This window comes from Flavobacterium sp. GT3R68 (assembly GCF_007109225.1).
In the GTDB taxonomy this organism is placed as follows: Bacteria; Bacteroidota; Bacteroidia; order Flavobacteriales; family Flavobacteriaceae; genus Flavobacterium.
The window spans coordinates 803,026-820,721 of sequence record NZ_VJZK01000001.1 but is presented as its reverse complement, the minus strand read 5'-3'; the positions used below and the strand labels follow the sequence as shown (position 1 = coordinate 820,721).

Here is a 17,696-nt window from a genome sequence, read left to right as displayed (position 1 = left end):
ACGTTTTTTTGGTTCGTTAATTTGGTTATTTACAAAAACCCGATATCGTTAACCCATAATTGTATCTCTTCATGTTTTCATTCAAACAATTTACTGTTGATCAAGACCGATGTGCCATGAAAATTGGAACAGACGGCGTTTTGCTTGGCGCGTGGACCCCACTGGAAAACAATCCAAACAGTATTTTAGATATCGGTACCGGAACCGGATTAATTGCTTTGATGCTGGCCCAGCGAAGTTTTGCCGAACAAATCGACGCTTTGGAAATTGACGAAGATGCCTATGAACAGGCGGTCGACAATTTTGAGAAAAGTCCGTGGAATGATCGGCTATTTTGTTTTCATGCCGGTTTGGACGAATTTGTCGAGGAGCCGGAAGACGAATATGATTTAATTGTTTCCAATCCCCCTTTTTATACAGAAGATTACTATTCCAGTAATGAACAACGGGATTTAGCCCGCTTTGCTGATGCGATGCCTTTTGAAGAACTGGTGGAAGCAGCGGCAATGTTCCTTTCTGAAAATGGCGTTTTCTCCGTTATTATCCCTTTTAAGGAAGAAGCCAAATTTTTAGCTTTAGCCCAGGAATGCGAATTGTATCCCTTCAAAATTACCCGTATCAAAGGCACACCGACTACTGAAATCAAAAGGTGCTTAATGGCTTTTAGCCGAAACGAAACGGATGTGGTCGTTGATGAATTGGTTATTGAAACCGCCCGTCACCAATATACCGCAGAATATATTGCTTTGACCAAGGATTTTTATCTGAAGATGTAATTGCAGGTTTAATTCGCTTTCACAATACTCCGAAACTGGTATAAAACTCTTTCCAACAAACGAAGATCTTCGGTCACAATCTCTGCAGAACCAGTCATTTCCTGTTGGAATGGAATGAACTTATTGTAGTTGGTTTTCAAATCCTGTGGAAGAGCAACATCAATTAACAGGTTTCCTTCTTTATCCGGAACCAGCGAAATATTCTTCACTTTGCCTTTCAGCATTCCAAATTCACGATCCGGAAAATTAGCCAATCGGATATTGACCTGTTGTCCCACTTTTATTTTACCGGAATTTTGCGCCGGAGCCTTTACCTTTCCAATAAACCCTTTTTTAGTAGTGGGGATAATGCTAAAAACATTGTCGCTCGCGGAAATTGTTTGGTTGGCGGTCCAGATTTGCAAAAAGGAAACTTGCCCTTCGATGGAAGATTTCAACACATAATTCAACTCCCAATCTTTAACCGTTTTTTTTAATTGATAGAAAGACTGTATCAAATTCCGATCTAAATTGATTTTCTCTTTTGTTTCGTTGATTCTGGTGCTGGAACTGTTCCGATTGTTATCAATCAACGAAGATTGCAATTGGGAAATACTGCTCAATAAACTTTTATAATTTTTCTGGGCTTGCAGGAAGGCTAATTTTTTAAGTTCAAAATCCTGTTCCGATATCACACCCTTGCTCAACAAGGTTTCAAAACGCTTCAGATCATTTTTCTGAAGCTGTAATTCCGATTCGTTCAGGTTTTTTTGCTGCTGTAAAAGAGTCAGGCGGGTTTTGATCTGTATCTTCTCTGAATGCTGCGCATTATTTTCAACCTGAAATGGGTGCAGGTTGCTATTGAGTTCATTTGCAACATAGTCTTTTTGGAAAACAGAATAGGCATTTTCGATATCACCCAATTCCGCATCGCGCAATAATTCAAAGGGGAACTTTATTTTTTTATTGATATCCAGCGTATCCAAAATGCTTTGCAATACAAAAACATCTTTGAATTTCGCCGTATTGGCAATCACAGCCAATGGAGTATTTTCGGATACAGCAGCCTTATCGTTCACTAAAATGGTTTCAATTCTGCCAGATGTTCTTGCTACCAGTTTTTCTGGCGGAACACTGGTAGTAATCACAATCGGTGTCGCAATCACATCCGGGTATTTCACAAACCACGAAACAAAAACAAGCATCGCTATAATTGTAAAAATCAGCAGTGTCCCCCAACGGATCATCCAGTGAGGCACGCGGCTCAGTATATCCTGTATTTCTTCGCTTCGCAATTCGAATGTCGTATTATTTTCTGCCATTTTAATTTCCTAATTGCAATTGGTTTCTAACCAATTCGAAATAATTTCCTTTTTGTTCTACTAATGCAGAGTGACTCCCCATTTCAATAATTTTTCCTTTATCAAGCACGACAATCTGATCTGCATTCATTACGGTACTTAACCGGTGCGCAATAACCACTACGGTTTTGTTTTTGAAAAACATATCCAATTTGCCCATGATTTCTTTTTCATTATTAGCATCCAATGCCGAAGTGGCTTCATCGAAAAACAACATTTCGGGGTTTTTATACACGGCTCTTGCAATCAGCAATCGTTGTTTTTGCCCGGTACTCATACCTGTTCCCTCCGAACCTATTTTCGTATTGTACCCCAAAGGCAAGCCCGAAATATAGTCTTTAATATTAGCAACATCCGCAGCATAAACCAGTCGGTCCTTGTTGATACTATCTACTCCAACCGCAATATTATTAGCTATCGTATCATTAAATATGAATCCTTCCTGCATAACAGCACCAATATTATTTCGCCACGCCTTTTGGGAAATATTTTTCAATTGTGCATTACCGACTGTAACTTCACCATGATTGGGTTCATAGAACTTAAGCAGCAATTTCATTAAAGTAGTTTTCCCACTCCCGCTGGCCCCGACAATTGCAGTGACTTTGCGAGCTGGGATGGTCAGGTTTAAGTTTTCCAAAACCGGCATGTCCGACCCCAGATAACGATAGGAAAGATTGTCAATCTTAATATCAACATCTTTTTGTATGTCATGTGTCTGATGCTCTTCCTGTTGCGTTTCGTCTTCCTTCTCGTGGATCTCAGACAACCTTGCTAACGATATTTTAGCGTCCTGCACTTCACGGACAAATCCAATCAATTGTTGAATTGGCCCGTTCAGACTTCCGACAATAGCACTTATTGCCATCATCTCCCCTAAGGTTATTGAACCGTCGATAACCAATTTTGCCGAAAGGAAAATAATCAGGATATTTTTGATTTCATTGATGACCGAAGATCCGATGGTCTGTGTTTGCTCTAAGACTAATCCTTTCATTGAAACACGAAACAATCTTGCCTGAACATGTTCCCACCCCCAACGCTTTTGTTTCTCGGCATTATGCAATTTAATTTCCTGCATTCCGTTGATGAGCTCCATCACTTTGCTTTGTTCCTGGCTTACTTCCGAAAAACGTTTGTAATCCAAAGCTTCCCTTCGTTTTAAGAACAAGGTAATCCAACCGAAATACAATATACTTCCTGCGAAAAACACGAAAAATATCTGAAGGTTATAATAGGCTAAAACCCCGCCCATAAGAAACATATTAATCACAGAAAACAGGACATTTAATGATGACGTAGTCAATATTCGTTCAATGCGATGATGATCATTAATACGCTGCATGATATCGCCTGTCATCCGGACATCGAAAAAGGAAATGGGCAGATTCATTAATTTGATAAAGAAATCAGAGATCAGTGAAATATTTATCCGTGTGGAAAGATGGAGCAATATCCAGCTTCGGATGAATTCCAAACCGGTTCGTCCGGCAAAAAGAAAAAGCATCGCAAATAAAATCAGATAGATGAAATGAATATTCTGGTTTTGGATCCCAACATCCACAATGCTTTGCATTAGAAAAGGAAAAATTAGCTGCAATAAACTACTGGCTAACAAACCTATACTCAATTGGATTAAAAACGATTTGTACCGCAATACATATTGAAGTAATAACCCGAAACCCATGCCTTTTTTATCTTCCTCATCAAATTCGGATTGAAAGAATTTTGGTGTTGCTTCCAGCAATAAGGCAATTCCTTCTTCAGTAGTTTCATCTGCATTGTTTCCAATCCAGAATTTCATAAAATCCTGCTGGTTGTAATCTATTAATCCAAAAGCAGGATCGGAAATAAAGTATTTGTCTTTTTTTATTTTATAGAGCACTACATAATGCTCTTTATTCCAATGTAACAAACAGGGTAATGGCGCCTCATTTAATCTTTCTAAATTAAGTTTCACTCCCAATGTCCGAAAGCCGATTTTCTCGGCAGCATCGCTAAGGAACAACAGATTACTTCCTTCCCGGGTTGTTTCGCTGAAATCTCGCAACTCCTGGATGTTAATGGTTTTGCCGTAATGTTTGGCTATTATTTTTAAACAGGTAGGGCCGCAATCTTTAGAATCGGCCTGTTTATAGCTTGAAAAAATTTTAGACATGAATTATTCTTTCAAGTATTTGTTTAATTCAAATCTAATTTCATTATTCTCGGGGCCAGGAGCATTCTGATGAACTAATTTTCCTTTTTTGTCATATATCAAATATCTTGGAATTGTTTTCAATTGAAGTTCTTTATAAAATAAAGCATTTGGATAATTCATGGCTAATAAATTATTATTTCCAATTGACAAATCTTCTTTTTCAGATGCAGCTTGCCATTTATTAAAGTCATTATCAATAGAAATGTAAACAAAAACCAAATCTTTGTCTTTATATTCTTCGTGTAACTTTCTTGAAGAAGGCATTGCAGAACGACAAGGAGCACACCAACTTGCCCAAAAATCAACATACACAACTTTGCCTCTATGTTGAGAAAGAACATCATTGATAGTGATTTTTTGTTTTGTTTTATTTAAAAGATAAACATCTTTGATATTTGTTTTCAAACTAGTGTAGTCTAGAAGATAAGTGTCATATATATATTCATTTAAAACCGGATTTTTAACTATCTCTTGAAACTTTTTGAAATATTCATCTAGGTCAACTGTGGAATTTTTCTCTGCTATGTTTACTAAATGTGTATATAAGAGACTCTCTTTGACTTTATTTGAAAAAAGGGCAGATCTATTTATTGAATCAAATGCAATTTTAGAATTGCAGGTCATAGGGTCATTACTAAATTGAGTTTTAATATGAAATTTTTGAACAACATAATTATTTAAAAAATGTCTATAACTCTTTAAGTATAATAAATCATCTCTTCTTAAATCATCACTTACAATTGATTTAAGTAAAGTTTTATCTGTATTTATTTCCGAAAACTTATTAGAGGCTTTGTACATTTCATAAATGCTTGGAGAAATTAAATTTTCGTTCATTATTGAATCAAGGAATTTCTCAACCTTAATCCTATAATTACTTAATTCCTTAAAATAAATTTTGTTTTCGTTACCGTTTCTAATCCTTTTATTTTTAAGAACGAATTGAAAATCTTCTAAGGGCTTTTCAATCTTTATATCAGCGAGAAAATTATTGTCATACTTTAATACTTTTCGATTAATTATTGATACATAAGGATATCCCTTTTCATAATCAAAAACAACAGTATCTCCTTTTTGAAATTCGTATAAAAACTTTTGAACTTTATTAAATCTGTGCGAAAGACATATTTTATCGCTATTTACCTTTTTTACTATTGTATCGTTTTTTACACTGTTACTAGGATTTAATTCTATGATTGTAAAATCGTTTTTTTCAGAATAAAAAATAGCACTCCCTAAAACATTACTTTTAATATCTACGGAATTCTCAAAATTTTGCTTTTTGAAGATGAAAACAATTTGATTTTTATTAGTTTCAGGATCCTTTGTTCTTGTATCCAATTCTTTTTTTGAAAATTGATTACAGGAGAAAAAACAAATAATAAAGCTTAGAAGTATCATTTTATACATATTTTAAAATTTAAATGGGCTAAAATTAGCCCATTTATTTAAACCTTTTTTGATTAACAAACATTACAAGAATTAATCCAAGAAGCTGTTGAACAACTAGAACAACACTCCTTAGTAAATGTCGCAAAAAAACTTAGAATTAATTACTGAGGCACTATTAGTTTAAGTATTCCTCTATGAGAACTTTAAGTTTTGGGTCTGAAGGACGTGGTGCGTCTGAGGTAATAATTTTACCTTCTTTGCTAACCAAAATATAACGAGGTATACTTGAAACATTAATTTCCTTTAGCAATGCATCCCCTGATGTTATCCCTAAAAAAAAATTATTATCCTGATTTAGGATATCAGGATATTCTCCCGAAGCTTTTTCCCATGATGCCCTACTTTTATCAGTAGAAATAAATGCAAATGATAATTTAGGGTACATTCCCATCAGTTTTTTTTCATAAGGAAACTCTGCTCTGCATGGCTCGCACCAAGATGCCCAAAAATCTACTAAAACTAACTTGCCGTCGTATTTTTTCAAAATATCATTCAAAAGGACAGACTTTTTATTAGGTCTTAGATCTTTACTTATTTCTTCAAGAAACTGCTTGTTTTTACATTTATTTTGAAATAGTTCCATGGACTTTTTCTCTATTTTTACCTTCAGATGAAGCAACGAAAATTTCATCCTATTATAGAATAAACCATCTATAATACTTTGATTGGAAAACTTTGCTGAGATAAATTGAAGGGTACTAAATAAATCATTCTTAACCTTTAGCTTTTTCATCAAACTAAACGTATAGTTTAACAATACTATGCGATATTCAGGAATGTTTATCAAATAATCCGCATTATTCAAACTGCTCTTAACTTCCACGAATGCACCGTCCTCATTTTTTGGATTTTGCATTTTATTTGTCATTGATAAACTCCAATACAAAGACTTAAAATACTTATAAAATTGATTTGAAATAAGATTGTCTTTGTGGTACTTTTCTAATAATTGTTTTTCCTTATCATAATTTTCATCCAGAAAATCACCCTGACCGATTTGCTTATGGTAAAGAAGCCATCTTTTCTTAGACAACATATCTTTAGCTGGCCCATATTTTTCATAGCAGGAATTAATAAATTCAGACTCGTTTTTTCGATATACCGAATTTTTGCTGCTATAAGTAATCAAGCCTTTTTTATTCAGATCTATATCTATTGTATCGTTGGGTTGTGCATAGATGAATGTGCTTCTTACTATATCATCGCACAGTATGGTTTCTTCTTTATTAGATTTTATGACTAAGTATCTATTGTCCTTATTCAAAACTGTATAATTATCACTTAATTCCCTGTGATTATATCTTAGATTAATTGCATTACTCGAAGACCCAACATATTTAACAACTATATTTTGACTGTATACTACATCGAAAGAAGTGATTGATAAAAAAATAAATACAGACATTAATTTAATATTAAAGGATATATCTACCGTCCTGTTTATCTTATTCATTACAGCATTTTTACGCATCTGATTATGGTTTTAATAGAGCCTATCACAAAGATAGGCTCTGTTCTTATTTAATTAACATGAAGCACAACACCAGTATGCACGAACTCCACCCCAACTTGCCACTGTGTTAGCTTCTGCAATGGCCTCACTTTGACTCATCCCGCATGCTCTATCGGTTCCAACATTCCCAACAACCGTAACACAACAACCTCCAGATCCAGCTTCTAAACCAGCAACTATTCCACCATTGATACTTTTTTGTTGCACTTTACTTAAAACTGCAATCCCTTCTAAATTTAAAATGCTTTTTAACATAATTTACAATATTTGTAATTAATTTTACCCAAACATTTAAAGACACTTGAGTTTGTGTCTACCCTTGCAAGAATGTTTTTACACTAAACTTTCGGGTTTGGTGTTTTATATTGTTTCTAGTAAAACTAGATTTTGTTTATCCAATATCATATCATCGATAAACATCGATAAATCTTCTATATTGTATGATTTTGGAAAATAATAGTCACCAATAAAAGTAGCGGGCGTATGTTTTATGTTATTTACTTGCAACCAATTTTGTTGGTTTTTTAATAATGAAAAAACTTCTTCATTTATACTTTTTGCCAAGCCATATTTGCTCTCCCAGTTTTTAATGTTTCTGTCTGAATACCAATCTTTCAGAGATTCAAGAGCCTCCCGCTTATTTCCTTTGAGATATATTTTTATTATCGTAACTACTATCTGCATTTCCTGTTTCTTGATATCATTTGGAACACTAAACACTAAATTTACGTCAACACCTTTACGGGTGTTTAATAAATTATAATATGTTCGAAAGGATTCTGCGCAATATCCACAAAAAGGATTTGTAACTGCATTGATAGTCAATACAGGATTGTCTGAGCCAAAAACAATTTTATTTTCTGTAGTGATTAAATTATTATTAATCAATTTTTCTTTCTTTAATAAATTATCGAATAGCTCTTTATTTCTTTTAAATTTTAAAAAATCAATTTCAATCGCAGCTAATTTAGAATTCTTAATCCACAATAATTTTAAATTATGCCAGACTATAACCACTAAAAATATGGTAAACAAGTATTTCATGAGAATTGTAAAATCGAAATAAAACCCTTGAAAACTTGCTGTCAAAACAAGAAATTGAAAAATTAAGGTTAAGGAAACCCCTAAACATAAAGCACACCATTGTTTTAGAACAAATCCCTGATAATAGAGCGTAAATAAAACAAACGGGATACTACAAAGAGAAACACAAAACAACAGAGGGACATTAAACCCGGTAATAACTGATGATAAAACACTAATTAAAAAATAAATAATCGCAGCATCGCTCAATGGAATTCGACTAAATATCGCACTCTGCTTATCATTAATGACCGTTTTGCAACCATCTTTTTTAGAAATTGTTTCACATACTTTCGCAACGGCTTTATTATGAATGCCAAATGATTCTTTAACTATAAAATAGCTTATTAAAAGTCCAATTAATGAAAGTAAATTATAACTTATTATCTCAATTGTATTTGAGTTTAATATATTCATTAAAATAATTAAGCCAAAAACTAAAACACCTATTTTTTTAAAATTAAATGACTCCGAAATATCATTGTGCTGTTTATTATCTTCAATGGCTATAATAGTTCCATCCCAATTCTTTTTAAACGCTTCAACACTTATTTTTTGCTTTGTTAGATTTTCTTCGGTAATTAGAATGCCATTTTTCTTTTTCTCAGTCAAAATAAGTTTTGAGTCATTATCCTTTATTAATAATGCAATAAAAGAATTGGGCAATTGATCAAACGCCTCTTTCGGCACTTTTGCAATCAAATTCTCAATACCAAAATAATCAAAGGTATCTGATATAGATTTAAGGCTTGGATAATCAGGGTGCGTTTCAACTTGCAATTCAAATGTTTTACTATCTATAGAAAAATTTGATAATTTGAGATATTTATTAACAATGTTTGCTATAGGTGATTGCAAAATATTTTTTTTATTAAGAAAATTGAAGAAATTTAAAATCAACGAAGTTTAAGTTGCCAAAAACAAGTAAGATTTATTTGCAAAACTACTCTTCTTTGACATTAATTCCCAAATTAAAATGCATATTTATCAATATTTTTCTTACGACATTACTAATCAATTAATTATGTTAAATGGCCACGGAGCACATGTCAGCGGTCAAAAAAAGGGAATTATTATATTAAGAACATTTTAAATTCCTGAAGTACCAGTCCGTTTCAGACAAGCGAAAAGAAATAGTTTATCGAATGTTCTTTCATCCCAATACCCTATCTTTTCTCAAATTATAACATTTATCCGTTGAAAAGTTAAATTTCTTTGCGTAAATTTGCATCGATTTTAAAACCATCCAAATGAGACCAGACTTATTTCAAGCTCCTGATTATTATCTGTTAGACGATTTGTTATCAGACGAACATAAATTAGTACGTGATTCAGCCCGTGCATGGGTAAAACGCGAAGTATCGCCGATTATTGAGGAATATGCCCAAAAAGCAGAATTCCCAAAACAATTAATAAAAGGTTTAGCAGACATCGGCGGTTTCGGTCCTTATATTCCAGTTGAATATGGCGGATCTGGATTAGATCAGATTTCTTATGGATTAATCATGCAGGAAATCGAGCGTGGTGATTCCGGAGTTCGTTCTACTTCTTCCGTACAGTCTTCATTGGTAATGTATCCAATTTGGAAATACGGAAACGAAGAGCAAAGAATGAAATACCTTCCAAAATTAGCCACCGGTGAAATGATCGGTTGTTTCGGATTGACAGAGCCAAACTATGGTTCAGATCCGGGAAGCATGATTACCAATTTCAAAGATATGGGCGACCATTATTTGTTGAACGGTGCTAAAATGTGGATTTCTAATGCGCCTTTCGCAGATATTGCTGTGGTTTGGGCAAAGGATGAAACCGGAAGAATTCACGGATTAGTCGTGGAAAGAGGCATGGAAGGTTTCTCTACTCCTGAAACGCATAACAAATGGTCATTGAGAGCTTCTTCAACCGGAGAATTGATTTTTGACAATGTGAAAGTTCCTAAAGAAAACTTATTACCAAACAAATCCGGATTGGGCGCGCCACTTGGTTGTCTTGATTCAGCACGTTATGGAATTGCCTGGGGTGCTATTGGTGCCGCTATGGATTGTTATGATACCGCTTTGCGTTATGCAAAAGAACGTATCCAGTTCGACAAGCCAATTGCAGGAACGCAATTACAACAAAAGAAATTAGCCGAAATGATTACCGAAATCACCAAAGCACAATTGCTTACCTGGAGATTGGGAGTGTTGAGAAATGAAGGAAGAGCTACTTCTGCACAAATCTCTATGGCGAAAAGAAATAATGTGAATATGGCAGTAGAAATTGCCCGTGAAGCCCGCCAGATATTGGGCGGAATGGGAATTACCGGCGAGTATTCCATCATGCGTCACATGATGAACCTGGAAAGTGTACTCACTTACGAAGGAACGCATGACATTCACTTGCTAATTACAGGTATGGATGTAACCGGAATCTCAGCATTTAAATAAAATACACAGATTCATATATCTCAAAGCTTTCCGGAAATGGGAAGCTTTTTTATTTTAAATCCAATGGTATACTGTTTGACGTATATAGAAATAGGATCTGATTTCAAACACTTGTTTCAATTTAAAAAACCTACTTTATGAATATTTCAACCATAAACCAAAATATACAGCCCATAAAGGATATTTTGCTGCAGCACCCTTTGTACAAAAAAGTGCTTACAATTGAAGATTTACACCGTTTCCTAGAAAATCATGTCTATGCCGTATGGGATTTTATGTCGCTGCTAAAAGCACTTCAATCCCAACTGACGTGCATTACAACGCCTTGGTTCGCTACCCCAAATCCGGAAATCCGTTATCTGATCAACGAAATTGTTCTTGCCGAAGAAACCGATTTGACTTTGGACGGTCGCCGCCAAAGTCATTATGAAATGTATGTTGAAGCCATGGAAGATTGTAGCGCCAGTACATCCGAAATCAAGCAATTTTTAACAGAGGTGAATTCACTGCGAAATATATTTGTAGCTATCCGACAAAGCAAACTTCATCCGAACATCAAGGCATTTCTGGACTTTACATTCCGGGTGATTGAAGAAGGAAAGTCGCATAAAATTGCTGCAGCTTTTACCTTTGGAAGGGAAGATTTGATTCCATCCATGTTTAATGCGATATTGAAAAACTTCCAGCAGAATTTTCCGGAAACCGATTTACGCAAATTGATTTACTATTTCGAAAGACATATTGAATTGGATGCCGATGAACACGGTCCGATGGCGATGCGGATGATTAGCGAACTATGTGGAGATGATATCCAAAAATGGAAGGAAGTAGAAGCTATTTCCATCGAAGCATTGGAAAAACGAATTGGTTTATGGGATGCTATTGAAGAACAAATCTTAGAAAATCATTTGACCACTACATAAAAAAACGTCCCGAAATCGGGACGTTTTTTTTTACTATTCTGGTGCTAATTCCACTTCCAGTCCACTGAGATTCTCGGTAATGGAAATTTGGCAGCCCAAACGGCTGTTGGATTTTACATGGAATGTTTCAGATAGCATTGCTTCTTCCTCATCGCCCATTTCGGGTAAATCCACATCGTTTAATATATAGCATTGACAGGACGCACACATCGCCATTCCGCCGCAAATCCCGATAGTTCCTTCCGGGGCAAGTTCATACATACGGATAAGCTCCATGATATTCATGTTCATGTCTGTTGGCGCTTCCACTTCGTGAGTAACCCCTTCTCTATCGGTAATTTTTATTGTTACATCCATGTCTTGTATTCCGTATTCAAAATTAAGTTCTGTTATTTTTTACAATAATGATTTGAATTCTCAAACGGGTATTTTTTATCTAAATCTATATTATTGAAACTTTGATTATTTCCCCATGAGAAGAACTTTTCATAATAAGGGAGGAATTTATTGCTTTTTATTTTTTCCAAAAAATAAATTTCATGCTCTTTTTCTTTCAATCCCATATCATACAGAATTTCATCATAAGTGGTAATTCCCAAAGAGTTAAAGTATTGTCTGATTCGAAAGTATTCGCAAACATTTCCACTTTCCAGTCTTCCGGCAAAATAAAAGGGCATAAACCATCCAATAACATGGCAACTTGCAGAGATTATTCTATCGATAATATAAAATTTCAGTTCGTAAAATTTCGAAACTGGGATATCAAAATCGTTCATAATACCCAATACTTCTTTGCGATGTATCCATTCATCAATCTCGATCTGATGTATTTCTTTTTTTTCAGTGGCATCTTTTACCGAAGAGGCGTGACCCTGATAAGCAAATGCGGCTGCCTTTTCTGCAGAATATGCTTTCTTTAATAAGTCTACTAATTGTGGATGGTTTAATTGCATTTAATTAACTTTTAAAAACTCAATTAAATACTCCTTCAGATGTTGGTATTTATTTTCCTGTTTCTTAAATCTTTCCAATAATTCGGGTTTTTCAGAAAGCAATTCTTTTAAATAACTTTTTGAAAGTAGTTTGATTTCACCCAAATCCATATTTAAAACATTTATTCTCCGGGTCGGAATTGTACCACTATTTGGACCGGAATTTTGAATCGCATCGTAATAACAATATTTCCCGACCGATTCTACCTTATAAAAATTAAAATTATGAATCTTATTGGGGAAATAAATATCCGTATACTCCGATGCAATGAAATAGAAGTTTTTACCATCGGAAAAACCAAAAACTTCACCTATTTCCCTTCCCTCTTTTTTAGGAATATCTATTGCATAGGCCGTAAGTGAATTAGAGCTTCCAAATCCACCATAACTTACCTCGTCACTTATTATTTTGTGGTTTAATAAAATTGTCGGTTTGTTATTTCTAAATTCTGCAAAGGTTCTGTATATTCCGGGGTTGATTATGGAATCCTTCATTACAGGATATTGTGATTGCGCAAGCACACTAATACTTGATAATAAAAACAATAACAAACTTAACTTTTTCATATTAATCAATTGATTTTACGACTGCTTTTTCGGCTTCCTTTCGGGTACCGTCAAAACCGTCGACACCGGAAACAGTGGTGTATTTCAACACATATTTTTTCCCCGGATTCATACGTTGGTACACACTCTGGCACATTAATGTTGCCTCATGGAAACCACACAGAATCAGTTTTAATTTTCCGGGATAAGAGTTGACATCCCCAATGGCGTAAATCCCGGGAATGTTGGTTTGATAATCGAGTGCATTATTAACTTTGATCGCATTTTTTTCTATTTCCAGTCCCCAGTGGGCGATGGGTCCTAATTTTGGTGTTAGTCCAAAAAGCGGAATGAAGTAATCGGTTTTAATATTACGATGGGCACCATTTTCTTCTATATCTATGGATTCCAAATGCTCGGCGCCATTCAATCCTACGACTTCGGCGGGAGTAATCATATGAATTTTTCCGGCATGTTTGAGTTCCTGCACTTTTTCAACGGAATCCAAAGCGCCTCGGAATTCATTCCGGCGATGGATTAGAGTCACTTCGGAAGCTACATCAGCTAAGAAAATACTCCAGTCTAAAGCAGAATCCCCGCCACCGGCGATTACAATTTTCTTGTCCCGAAACAATTCCGGGTCTTTTACAAAATACTCGACACCTTTATCTTCATAAAACTCGATGTCTTCCAAAAGAGGTTTTCTGGGTTCAAAACTACCGAGTCCGCCTGCAATGGCAATGGCATTCGCATGGTGTTTGGTCCCTTTATCAGATGTTACGATAAAAGTTCCGTCTTCCAGTTTTTCGATTTTTTCAGCCACTTCATTAAGGGTGAACCCCGGTTGAAACTGTTTGATCTGTTCCATTAAATTGGTCACCAGATCTCCTGCTAATACAGAAGGAAAACCGGGAATGTCAAAAATGGGTTTTTTGGGATATAATTCGGTTAACTGGCCTCCGGGTTGTGGCAGACCGTCAATGATGTGGCATTTTAATTTTAAAAGCCCGGCTTCAAAAACAGTAAAAAGTCCTGTTGGGCCGGCGCCAATGATGAGTATATCGGTTTCAATCATTTTTTTAGGTTCAAAGTTGTAAAAAGTTCTGAGGTTCAAAGGTCTTGAAACTGCAGTTCCTTTTTTATGACATTTATCAGTTTAGCACAATTAAAGCTGTTTTTAACCGAATGGTTTGCGTGAGGGATTGCAGTGGAAATCCTTTTTTGAGGAACGAAAAAAAGATTGCAACGGAAAGCCCGACCCGGATTTTTCTTCCGGGTCACGCCCCTCTATATTATAATATGTTGACTACCGTTTCGATTTGAGGCGCGAATTTTTTGATGGTCGTTTCCACACCCGCCTTCAAGGTCATTTGGTTGACGCTGCATCCTACGCATGCTCCTTCGAGACGCACTTTGACGTGTTTGTCATCTTCAATCGAGATTAAAGTGATGTCACCTCCGTCAGAATTCAAAAACGGCCGAATTTCTTCGAGTGCTTTTTGTACGTTCTCTAATAATTGTTCTGTTGTCATAATCTTATTTTTTTACTGCTGAACAACCCGCCATGGTGGTGATTTTGATGGCTTCGGTAGCAGGTAAGCTTTCATTTCTGTTGACTACTTCCTGCACGACATTGCGCGTGATGGTTTCGAAAACGGTTTCGATCACCGAACCGGTTTGCATCGCTGCCGGACGCCCGTAATCCCCAGCCTCACGGATGGATTGTACGATTGGCACTTCGCCAAGGAACGGTACATTTAAATCTTCGGCTAAATTTCGGGCACCTTCTTTTCCGAAGATGTAATATTTATTTTCCGGTAATTCGGCGGGTGTGAAATACGCCATGTTTTCGATGATTCCAAGAACAGGAACATTGATATTGTCCTGCAGGAACATCGAAACTCCTTTTTTCGCATCGGCCAAAGCTACTGCCTGTGGCGTGCTTACTACAACCGCACCGGTAATTGGCAACGATTGCATGATCGAAAGATGAATATCACCGGTCCCCGGAGGCAAGTCGATTAACATGAAATCCAATTCACCCCAATCCGCATCAAAAATCATTTGGTTTAATGCTTTTGAAGCCATTGGCCCACGCCATATAACGGCCTGGCTTGGCGCCGTGAAAAATCCGATGGAAAGCATTTTTACTTCGTAGCTTTCGATTGGTTTCATTTTTGATTTTCCGTCTACCTCAACTGAAATTGGTTTTTCGCTTTCCACATCAAACATCATTGGCATGGATGGCCCGTAAACATCGGCATCCAAAACCCCAACCGAAAACCCCATTTTAGCTAAAGTGACTGCTATATTGGCGGTAACGGTAGATTTCCCTACGCCTCCCTTTCCGGATGCGATGGCAATGATATTTTTTATTCCGGGAATGGATTTTCCTTTGATTTCATTTTTCTCAGCAGTTTCCACTTTGATATTGACTTTGATTTTGGCCTCCGCAGAAACCAAATCATGGATTGTTCTTTTGATATCGTCTTCCGCGCGTTTTTTGATGTGCATTGCCGGGGTGTGTAATACTAAATCGACCACAACCTCATCGCCAAAAGTGATGACATTGGTTACTGCTCCACTTTCCACCATATTTTTTCCCTCACCGGCTATAGAAATGGTTTCTAAGGCTTTAAGGATATCTTTTCTGTCTAATTTCATTATAAGTGTACTGTTTTTCAGACAACAAATAGGTTATCTTTATTTAAACTGATTTCAGATTGCAAATATACTATGAAAAGTTCTTATTATAAAGCATTTAGATTGGATTTATTAGCGTTGTAATCCTAAAGACACATGTTGAAAAAACGAAGGCTAAAAAAGCCATACTAAGCGTAAAATTCGTTAAATTAGTAGTAGCATTAAGCAAGTCGGTTATGGGATTATCTTTTCATTATAAAGGCGACCTAAAAACTCCTCAGTCATTGCAAACATTGATTGAAGAGATTCTTGATGTTGCGAAATCCAATGCTTGGGACTACCGGATTTTCGAAGATCAGTTTCCAAATAATGCATTTACCAGCGCTATCGACAATTCCATTTACGGCATCAGTTTCAATCCGCCGAATTGTGAAACGGTATGTTTTACTTTTCTTTCCAACGGAAGAATGTGTCCGGTGTGGAACTTTGAAAACGCCAATTGTTTTGATCCCGATGAAGAAGGGTACTTATCGATAAAAACTCAATTTGCCGGTCCTGAAATCCACAAACAACTGATTGTACTTTTCGATTACCTGAACAAAAAGTATTTTGCAAATTTCGATTTCATCGATGAGGGAAATTATTGGGAAACCAAAAACGAGCAGTTGCTTAAGGAGACTTTTGCTAAATACTCCAGTCTAATCAATGCATTTGACAGCTTATTGGAAACCATTCCGATGGAGAAAAACGAATCAGTTGAAGAATACCTGATGCGGATTGCCGAGATGGCGTGCAAAAGGAAAAGAAATGATGATAATCAGTAAATTACTCCGCTTTCAGGCTGCCAGAAATGTTTATCAAAATCGATTATCTGGTTGTCTATTACAGTAATCCCTTCGCTTTCCAACAATTGCTGCATCAGGTTGGTACCGTCAAAATGATGTTTCCCGGTTAGCAGTCCTTTTCTGTTCACCACGCGATGTGCCGGAATATCTTCCCGATTGTGCGACGCGTTCATCGCCCAGCCTACCATTCTTGCCGAACGTGCAGCGCCTATGTGCTTGGCAATGGCTCCATAAGATGTAATTTTTCCAAACGGAATCTGACGCGCTACTGCATAGACCCTTTCGAAAAAATTATCGTTGGTATCTGCCATAACCTTTATGCCCAGTAAGATTTGAAGATTTTAAAAAGTGTAAGTAAGGCCACCACTCCGGTGATGGCGCCAATGATATAATTTCCGTTGGTCATTAAAAACGACGGCTTACCTTCTTTCTTTTTGAAGAATAAAATGTATAGGTAAAAAACCAGGAAAGATCCTATTACAGCCCCGGAAACAAATGTGAAAAGAAAAAGTTTATTGAAAGAAAAATACCCGTATGATGACAAGGTAATACTTATAAAAACATAATATGGTATCGGGAATAAGTTCAGAACTGAAAGTAGCATTCCGAGAAAGAACCGGTTGGTCTTACTCCGCATTTTTAGTTCTTCTTTCTCGCGTTTCGGCTTTTTGGCGGACCATAAAAAGTAAACCGTCAGGGCAATAAAAATCACGGCACCAATTTCCTGCAGAATATTAATAACATCGGGCCGACTGTTAATGAATTCAGCAAAAAGCAACGCTAAGAATGTTTGAAAAAAAACAATCACCGTGGCTCCAATCGCAAAAGAAATAGCTTCATTTCGTCCATCTTTTATGCTCACTTTTGCAGCCGTCATATTGATTAGTCCCGGAGGAGTAATACCAAGTGCAGCAGCAAAAAAACCTAAAAATAACGGCAGTGTAAAAACCATTC

18 protein-coding genes are annotated in these 17,696 nt (G+C 36.1%); 4 read left to right on the top strand and 14 right to left on the bottom strand.

Features of this window, described 5'->3' with window-relative positions; translation table 11 throughout:
- Positions 1-71: 71 nt before the first annotated feature.
- The gene (locus tag FNW07_RS03545) at positions 72-776 is read left to right on the top strand and encodes a tRNA1(Val) (adenine(37)-N6)-methyltransferase (RefSeq protein ID WP_126744100.1); all 705 of its coding nucleotides are present in this window, start codon (positions 72-74) and stop codon (positions 774-776) included.
- Positions 777-784: 8 nt separating this feature from the next.
- Here FNW07_RS03545 and FNW07_RS03540 read toward each other — a convergent pair whose 3' ends face one another.
- The 6 genes from FNW07_RS03540 to FNW07_RS03515 all read right to left on the bottom strand — a co-directional run bounded on the left by FNW07_RS03540 (position 785) and on the right by FNW07_RS03515 (position 9,222).
- Positions 785-2,077, bottom strand: coding sequence for an HlyD family secretion protein (locus FNW07_RS03540; protein WP_126744099.1), 1,293 nt, complete (start codon positions 2,075-2,077; stop codon positions 785-787).
- Position 2,078: 1 nt separating this feature from the next.
- Positions 2,079-4,274 (bottom strand): peptidase domain-containing ABC transporter, encoded by a 2,196-nt coding sequence (locus tag FNW07_RS03535; RefSeq protein WP_126744098.1) that lies wholly within the window; start codon positions 4,272-4,274, stop codon positions 2,079-2,081.
- A 3-nt stretch (positions 4,275-4,277) separates the two neighbouring features.
- Complete coding sequence (locus FNW07_RS03530; protein WP_158626852.1) at positions 4,278-5,717, bottom strand: TlpA disulfide reductase family protein; 1,440 nt, start codon at positions 5,715-5,717, stop codon at positions 4,278-4,280.
- A gap of 166 nt (positions 5,718-5,883) precedes the next feature.
- Positions 5,884-7,221 carry a TlpA disulfide reductase family protein gene (locus FNW07_RS03525; protein WP_158626851.1) on the bottom strand — a complete coding sequence of 446 codons (1,338 nt, stop codon included), beginning with the start codon at positions 7,219-7,221 and terminating at the stop codon, positions 5,884-5,886.
- Between the two features lie 72 nt (positions 7,222-7,293).
- A complete protein-coding gene (locus tag FNW07_RS03520; protein WP_126744095.1) occupies positions 7,294-7,536 on the bottom strand; it encodes a hypothetical protein in 243 nt (80 codons plus the stop codon).
- A gap of 105 nt (positions 7,537-7,641) precedes the next feature.
- Positions 7,642-9,222 carry a vitamin K epoxide reductase family protein gene (locus FNW07_RS03515; RefSeq protein ID WP_158626850.1) on the bottom strand — a complete coding sequence of 527 codons (1,581 nt, stop codon included), beginning with the start codon at positions 9,220-9,222 and terminating at the stop codon, positions 7,642-7,644.
- Positions 9,223-9,614: 392 nt separating this feature from the next.
- On the opposite strand from FNW07_RS03515, the gene FNW07_RS03510 reads away from it, so the two are divergent.
- Together FNW07_RS03510 and FNW07_RS03505 are read left to right on the top strand one after the other, a co-directional pair.
- Positions 9,615-10,793: an acyl-CoA dehydrogenase family protein gene (locus FNW07_RS03510; protein WP_126744093.1), complete on the top strand. Its 1,179-nt coding sequence runs from the start codon at positions 9,615-9,617 to the stop codon at positions 10,791-10,793.
- A gap of 137 nt (positions 10,794-10,930) precedes the next feature.
- Positions 10,931-11,716 (top strand): DUF3050 domain-containing protein, encoded by a 786-nt coding sequence (locus FNW07_RS03505; RefSeq protein ID WP_126744092.1) that lies wholly within the window; start codon positions 10,931-10,933, stop codon positions 11,714-11,716.
- A gap of 33 nt (positions 11,717-11,749) precedes the next feature.
- Here FNW07_RS03505 and FNW07_RS03500 read toward each other — a convergent pair whose 3' ends face one another.
- The 6 genes from FNW07_RS03500 to FNW07_RS03475 form a co-directional block, all read right to left on the bottom strand.
- The gene (locus tag FNW07_RS03500) at positions 11,750-12,073 is read right to left on the bottom strand and encodes a 2Fe-2S iron-sulfur cluster-binding protein (protein ID WP_126744091.1); all 324 of its coding nucleotides are present in this window, start codon (positions 12,071-12,073) and stop codon (positions 11,750-11,752) included.
- A 32-nt stretch (positions 12,074-12,105) separates the two neighbouring features.
- Complete coding sequence (locus FNW07_RS03495; protein WP_126744090.1) at positions 12,106-12,669, bottom strand: hypothetical protein; 564 nt, start codon at positions 12,667-12,669, stop codon at positions 12,106-12,108.
- Positions 12,670-13,275 (bottom strand): hypothetical protein, encoded by a 606-nt coding sequence (locus tag FNW07_RS03490; RefSeq protein ID WP_126744089.1) that lies wholly within the window; start codon positions 13,273-13,275, stop codon positions 12,670-12,672. It abuts the gene before it with no gap.
- Between the two features lies 1 nt (position 13,276).
- Entirely contained in the window at positions 13,277-14,329 is a 1,053-nt protein-coding gene (locus FNW07_RS03485; protein WP_126744088.1) for an NAD(P)/FAD-dependent oxidoreductase, read from the bottom strand.
- A 217-nt stretch (positions 14,330-14,546) separates the two neighbouring features.
- Positions 14,547-14,786, bottom strand: a complete 240-nt coding sequence (locus FNW07_RS03480; protein ID WP_126744087.1) for a NifU family protein — start codon at positions 14,784-14,786, stop codon at positions 14,547-14,549.
- 4 nt (positions 14,787-14,790) lie between these two features.
- Positions 14,791-15,918, bottom strand: a complete 1,128-nt coding sequence (locus FNW07_RS03475) for an Mrp/NBP35 family ATP-binding protein (protein ID WP_185964609.1) — start codon at positions 15,916-15,918, stop codon at positions 14,791-14,793.
- A 215-nt stretch (positions 15,919-16,133) separates the two neighbouring features.
- Between FNW07_RS03475 and FNW07_RS03470 the strand changes: the two genes are divergently transcribed.
- Positions 16,134-16,721 (top strand): hypothetical protein, encoded by a 588-nt coding sequence (locus FNW07_RS03470; protein WP_126744085.1) that lies wholly within the window; start codon positions 16,134-16,136, stop codon positions 16,719-16,721.
- Here FNW07_RS03470 and FNW07_RS03465 read toward each other — a convergent pair.
- Both FNW07_RS03465 and FNW07_RS03460 read right to left on the bottom strand, forming a co-directional pair.
- A complete protein-coding gene (locus FNW07_RS03465) occupies positions 16,715-17,053 on the bottom strand; it encodes an MGMT family protein (protein ID WP_126744084.1) in 339 nt (112 codons plus the stop codon). The genes FNW07_RS03470 and FNW07_RS03465 overlap by 7 nt on opposite strands.
- 5 nt (positions 17,054-17,058) lie before the next feature.
- Positions 17,059-17,694: a LysE family transporter gene (locus FNW07_RS03460; RefSeq protein WP_126744083.1), complete on the bottom strand. Its 636-nt coding sequence runs from the start codon at positions 17,692-17,694 to the stop codon at positions 17,059-17,061.
- Positions 17,695-17,696 lie beyond the last annotated feature (2 nt).

What these genes read in the sequence shown, in the direction of transcription:
- FNW07_RS03520 (WP_126744095.1), bottom strand. Translation starts at nt 7,536, where the DNA reads ATGTTAAAAAGCATTTTAAATTTAGAAGGGATTGCAGTTTTAAGTAAA.
- FNW07_RS03530 (WP_158626852.1), bottom strand. Translation starts at nt 5,717, where the DNA reads ATGATACTTCTAAGCTTTATTATTTGTTTTTTCTCCTGTAATCAATTT.
- FNW07_RS03490 (WP_126744089.1), bottom strand. Translation starts at nt 13,275, where the DNA reads ATGAAAAAGTTAAGTTTGTTATTGTTTTTATTATCAAGTATTAGTGTG.
- FNW07_RS03500 (WP_126744091.1), bottom strand. Translation starts at nt 12,073, where the DNA reads ATGGATGTAACAATAAAAATTACCGATAGAGAAGGGGTTACTCACGAA.
- FNW07_RS03465 (WP_126744084.1), bottom strand. Translation starts at nt 17,053, where the DNA reads ATGGCAGATACCAACGATAATTTTTTCGAAAGGGTCTATGCAGTAGCG.
- FNW07_RS03510 (WP_126744093.1), top strand. Translation starts at nt 9,615, where the DNA reads ATGAGACCAGACTTATTTCAAGCTCCTGATTATTATCTGTTAGACGAT.
- FNW07_RS03480 (WP_126744087.1), bottom strand. Translation starts at nt 14,786, where the DNA reads ATGACAACAGAACAATTATTAGAGAACGTACAAAAAGCACTCGAAGAA.
- FNW07_RS03475 (WP_185964609.1), bottom strand. Translation starts at nt 15,918, where the DNA reads ATGAAATTAGACAGAAAAGATATCCTTAAAGCCTTAGAAACCATTTCT.
- FNW07_RS03505 (WP_126744092.1), top strand. Translation starts at nt 10,931, where the DNA reads ATGAATATTTCAACCATAAACCAAAATATACAGCCCATAAAGGATATT.
- FNW07_RS03460 (WP_126744083.1), bottom strand. Translation starts at nt 17,694, where the DNA reads ATGGTTTTTACACTGCCGTTATTTTTAGGTTTTTTTGCTGCTGCACTT.
- FNW07_RS03525 (WP_158626851.1), bottom strand. Translation starts at nt 7,221, where the DNA reads ATGAATAAGATAAACAGGACGGTAGATATATCCTTTAATATTAAATTA.
- FNW07_RS03545 (WP_126744100.1), top strand. Translation starts at nt 72, where the DNA reads ATGTTTTCATTCAAACAATTTACTGTTGATCAAGACCGATGTGCCATG.
- FNW07_RS03495 (WP_126744090.1), bottom strand. Translation starts at nt 12,669, where the DNA reads ATGCAATTAAACCATCCACAATTAGTAGACTTATTAAAGAAAGCATAT.
- FNW07_RS03540 (WP_126744099.1), bottom strand. Translation starts at nt 2,077, where the DNA reads ATGGCAGAAAATAATACGACATTCGAATTGCGAAGCGAAGAAATACAG.
- FNW07_RS03470 (WP_126744085.1), top strand. Translation starts at nt 16,134, where the DNA reads ATGGGATTATCTTTTCATTATAAAGGCGACCTAAAAACTCCTCAGTCA.
- FNW07_RS03485 (WP_126744088.1), bottom strand. Translation starts at nt 14,329, where the DNA reads ATGATTGAAACCGATATACTCATCATTGGCGCCGGCCCAACAGGACTT.
- FNW07_RS03535 (WP_126744098.1), bottom strand. Translation starts at nt 4,274, where the DNA reads ATGTCTAAAATTTTTTCAAGCTATAAACAGGCCGATTCTAAAGATTGC.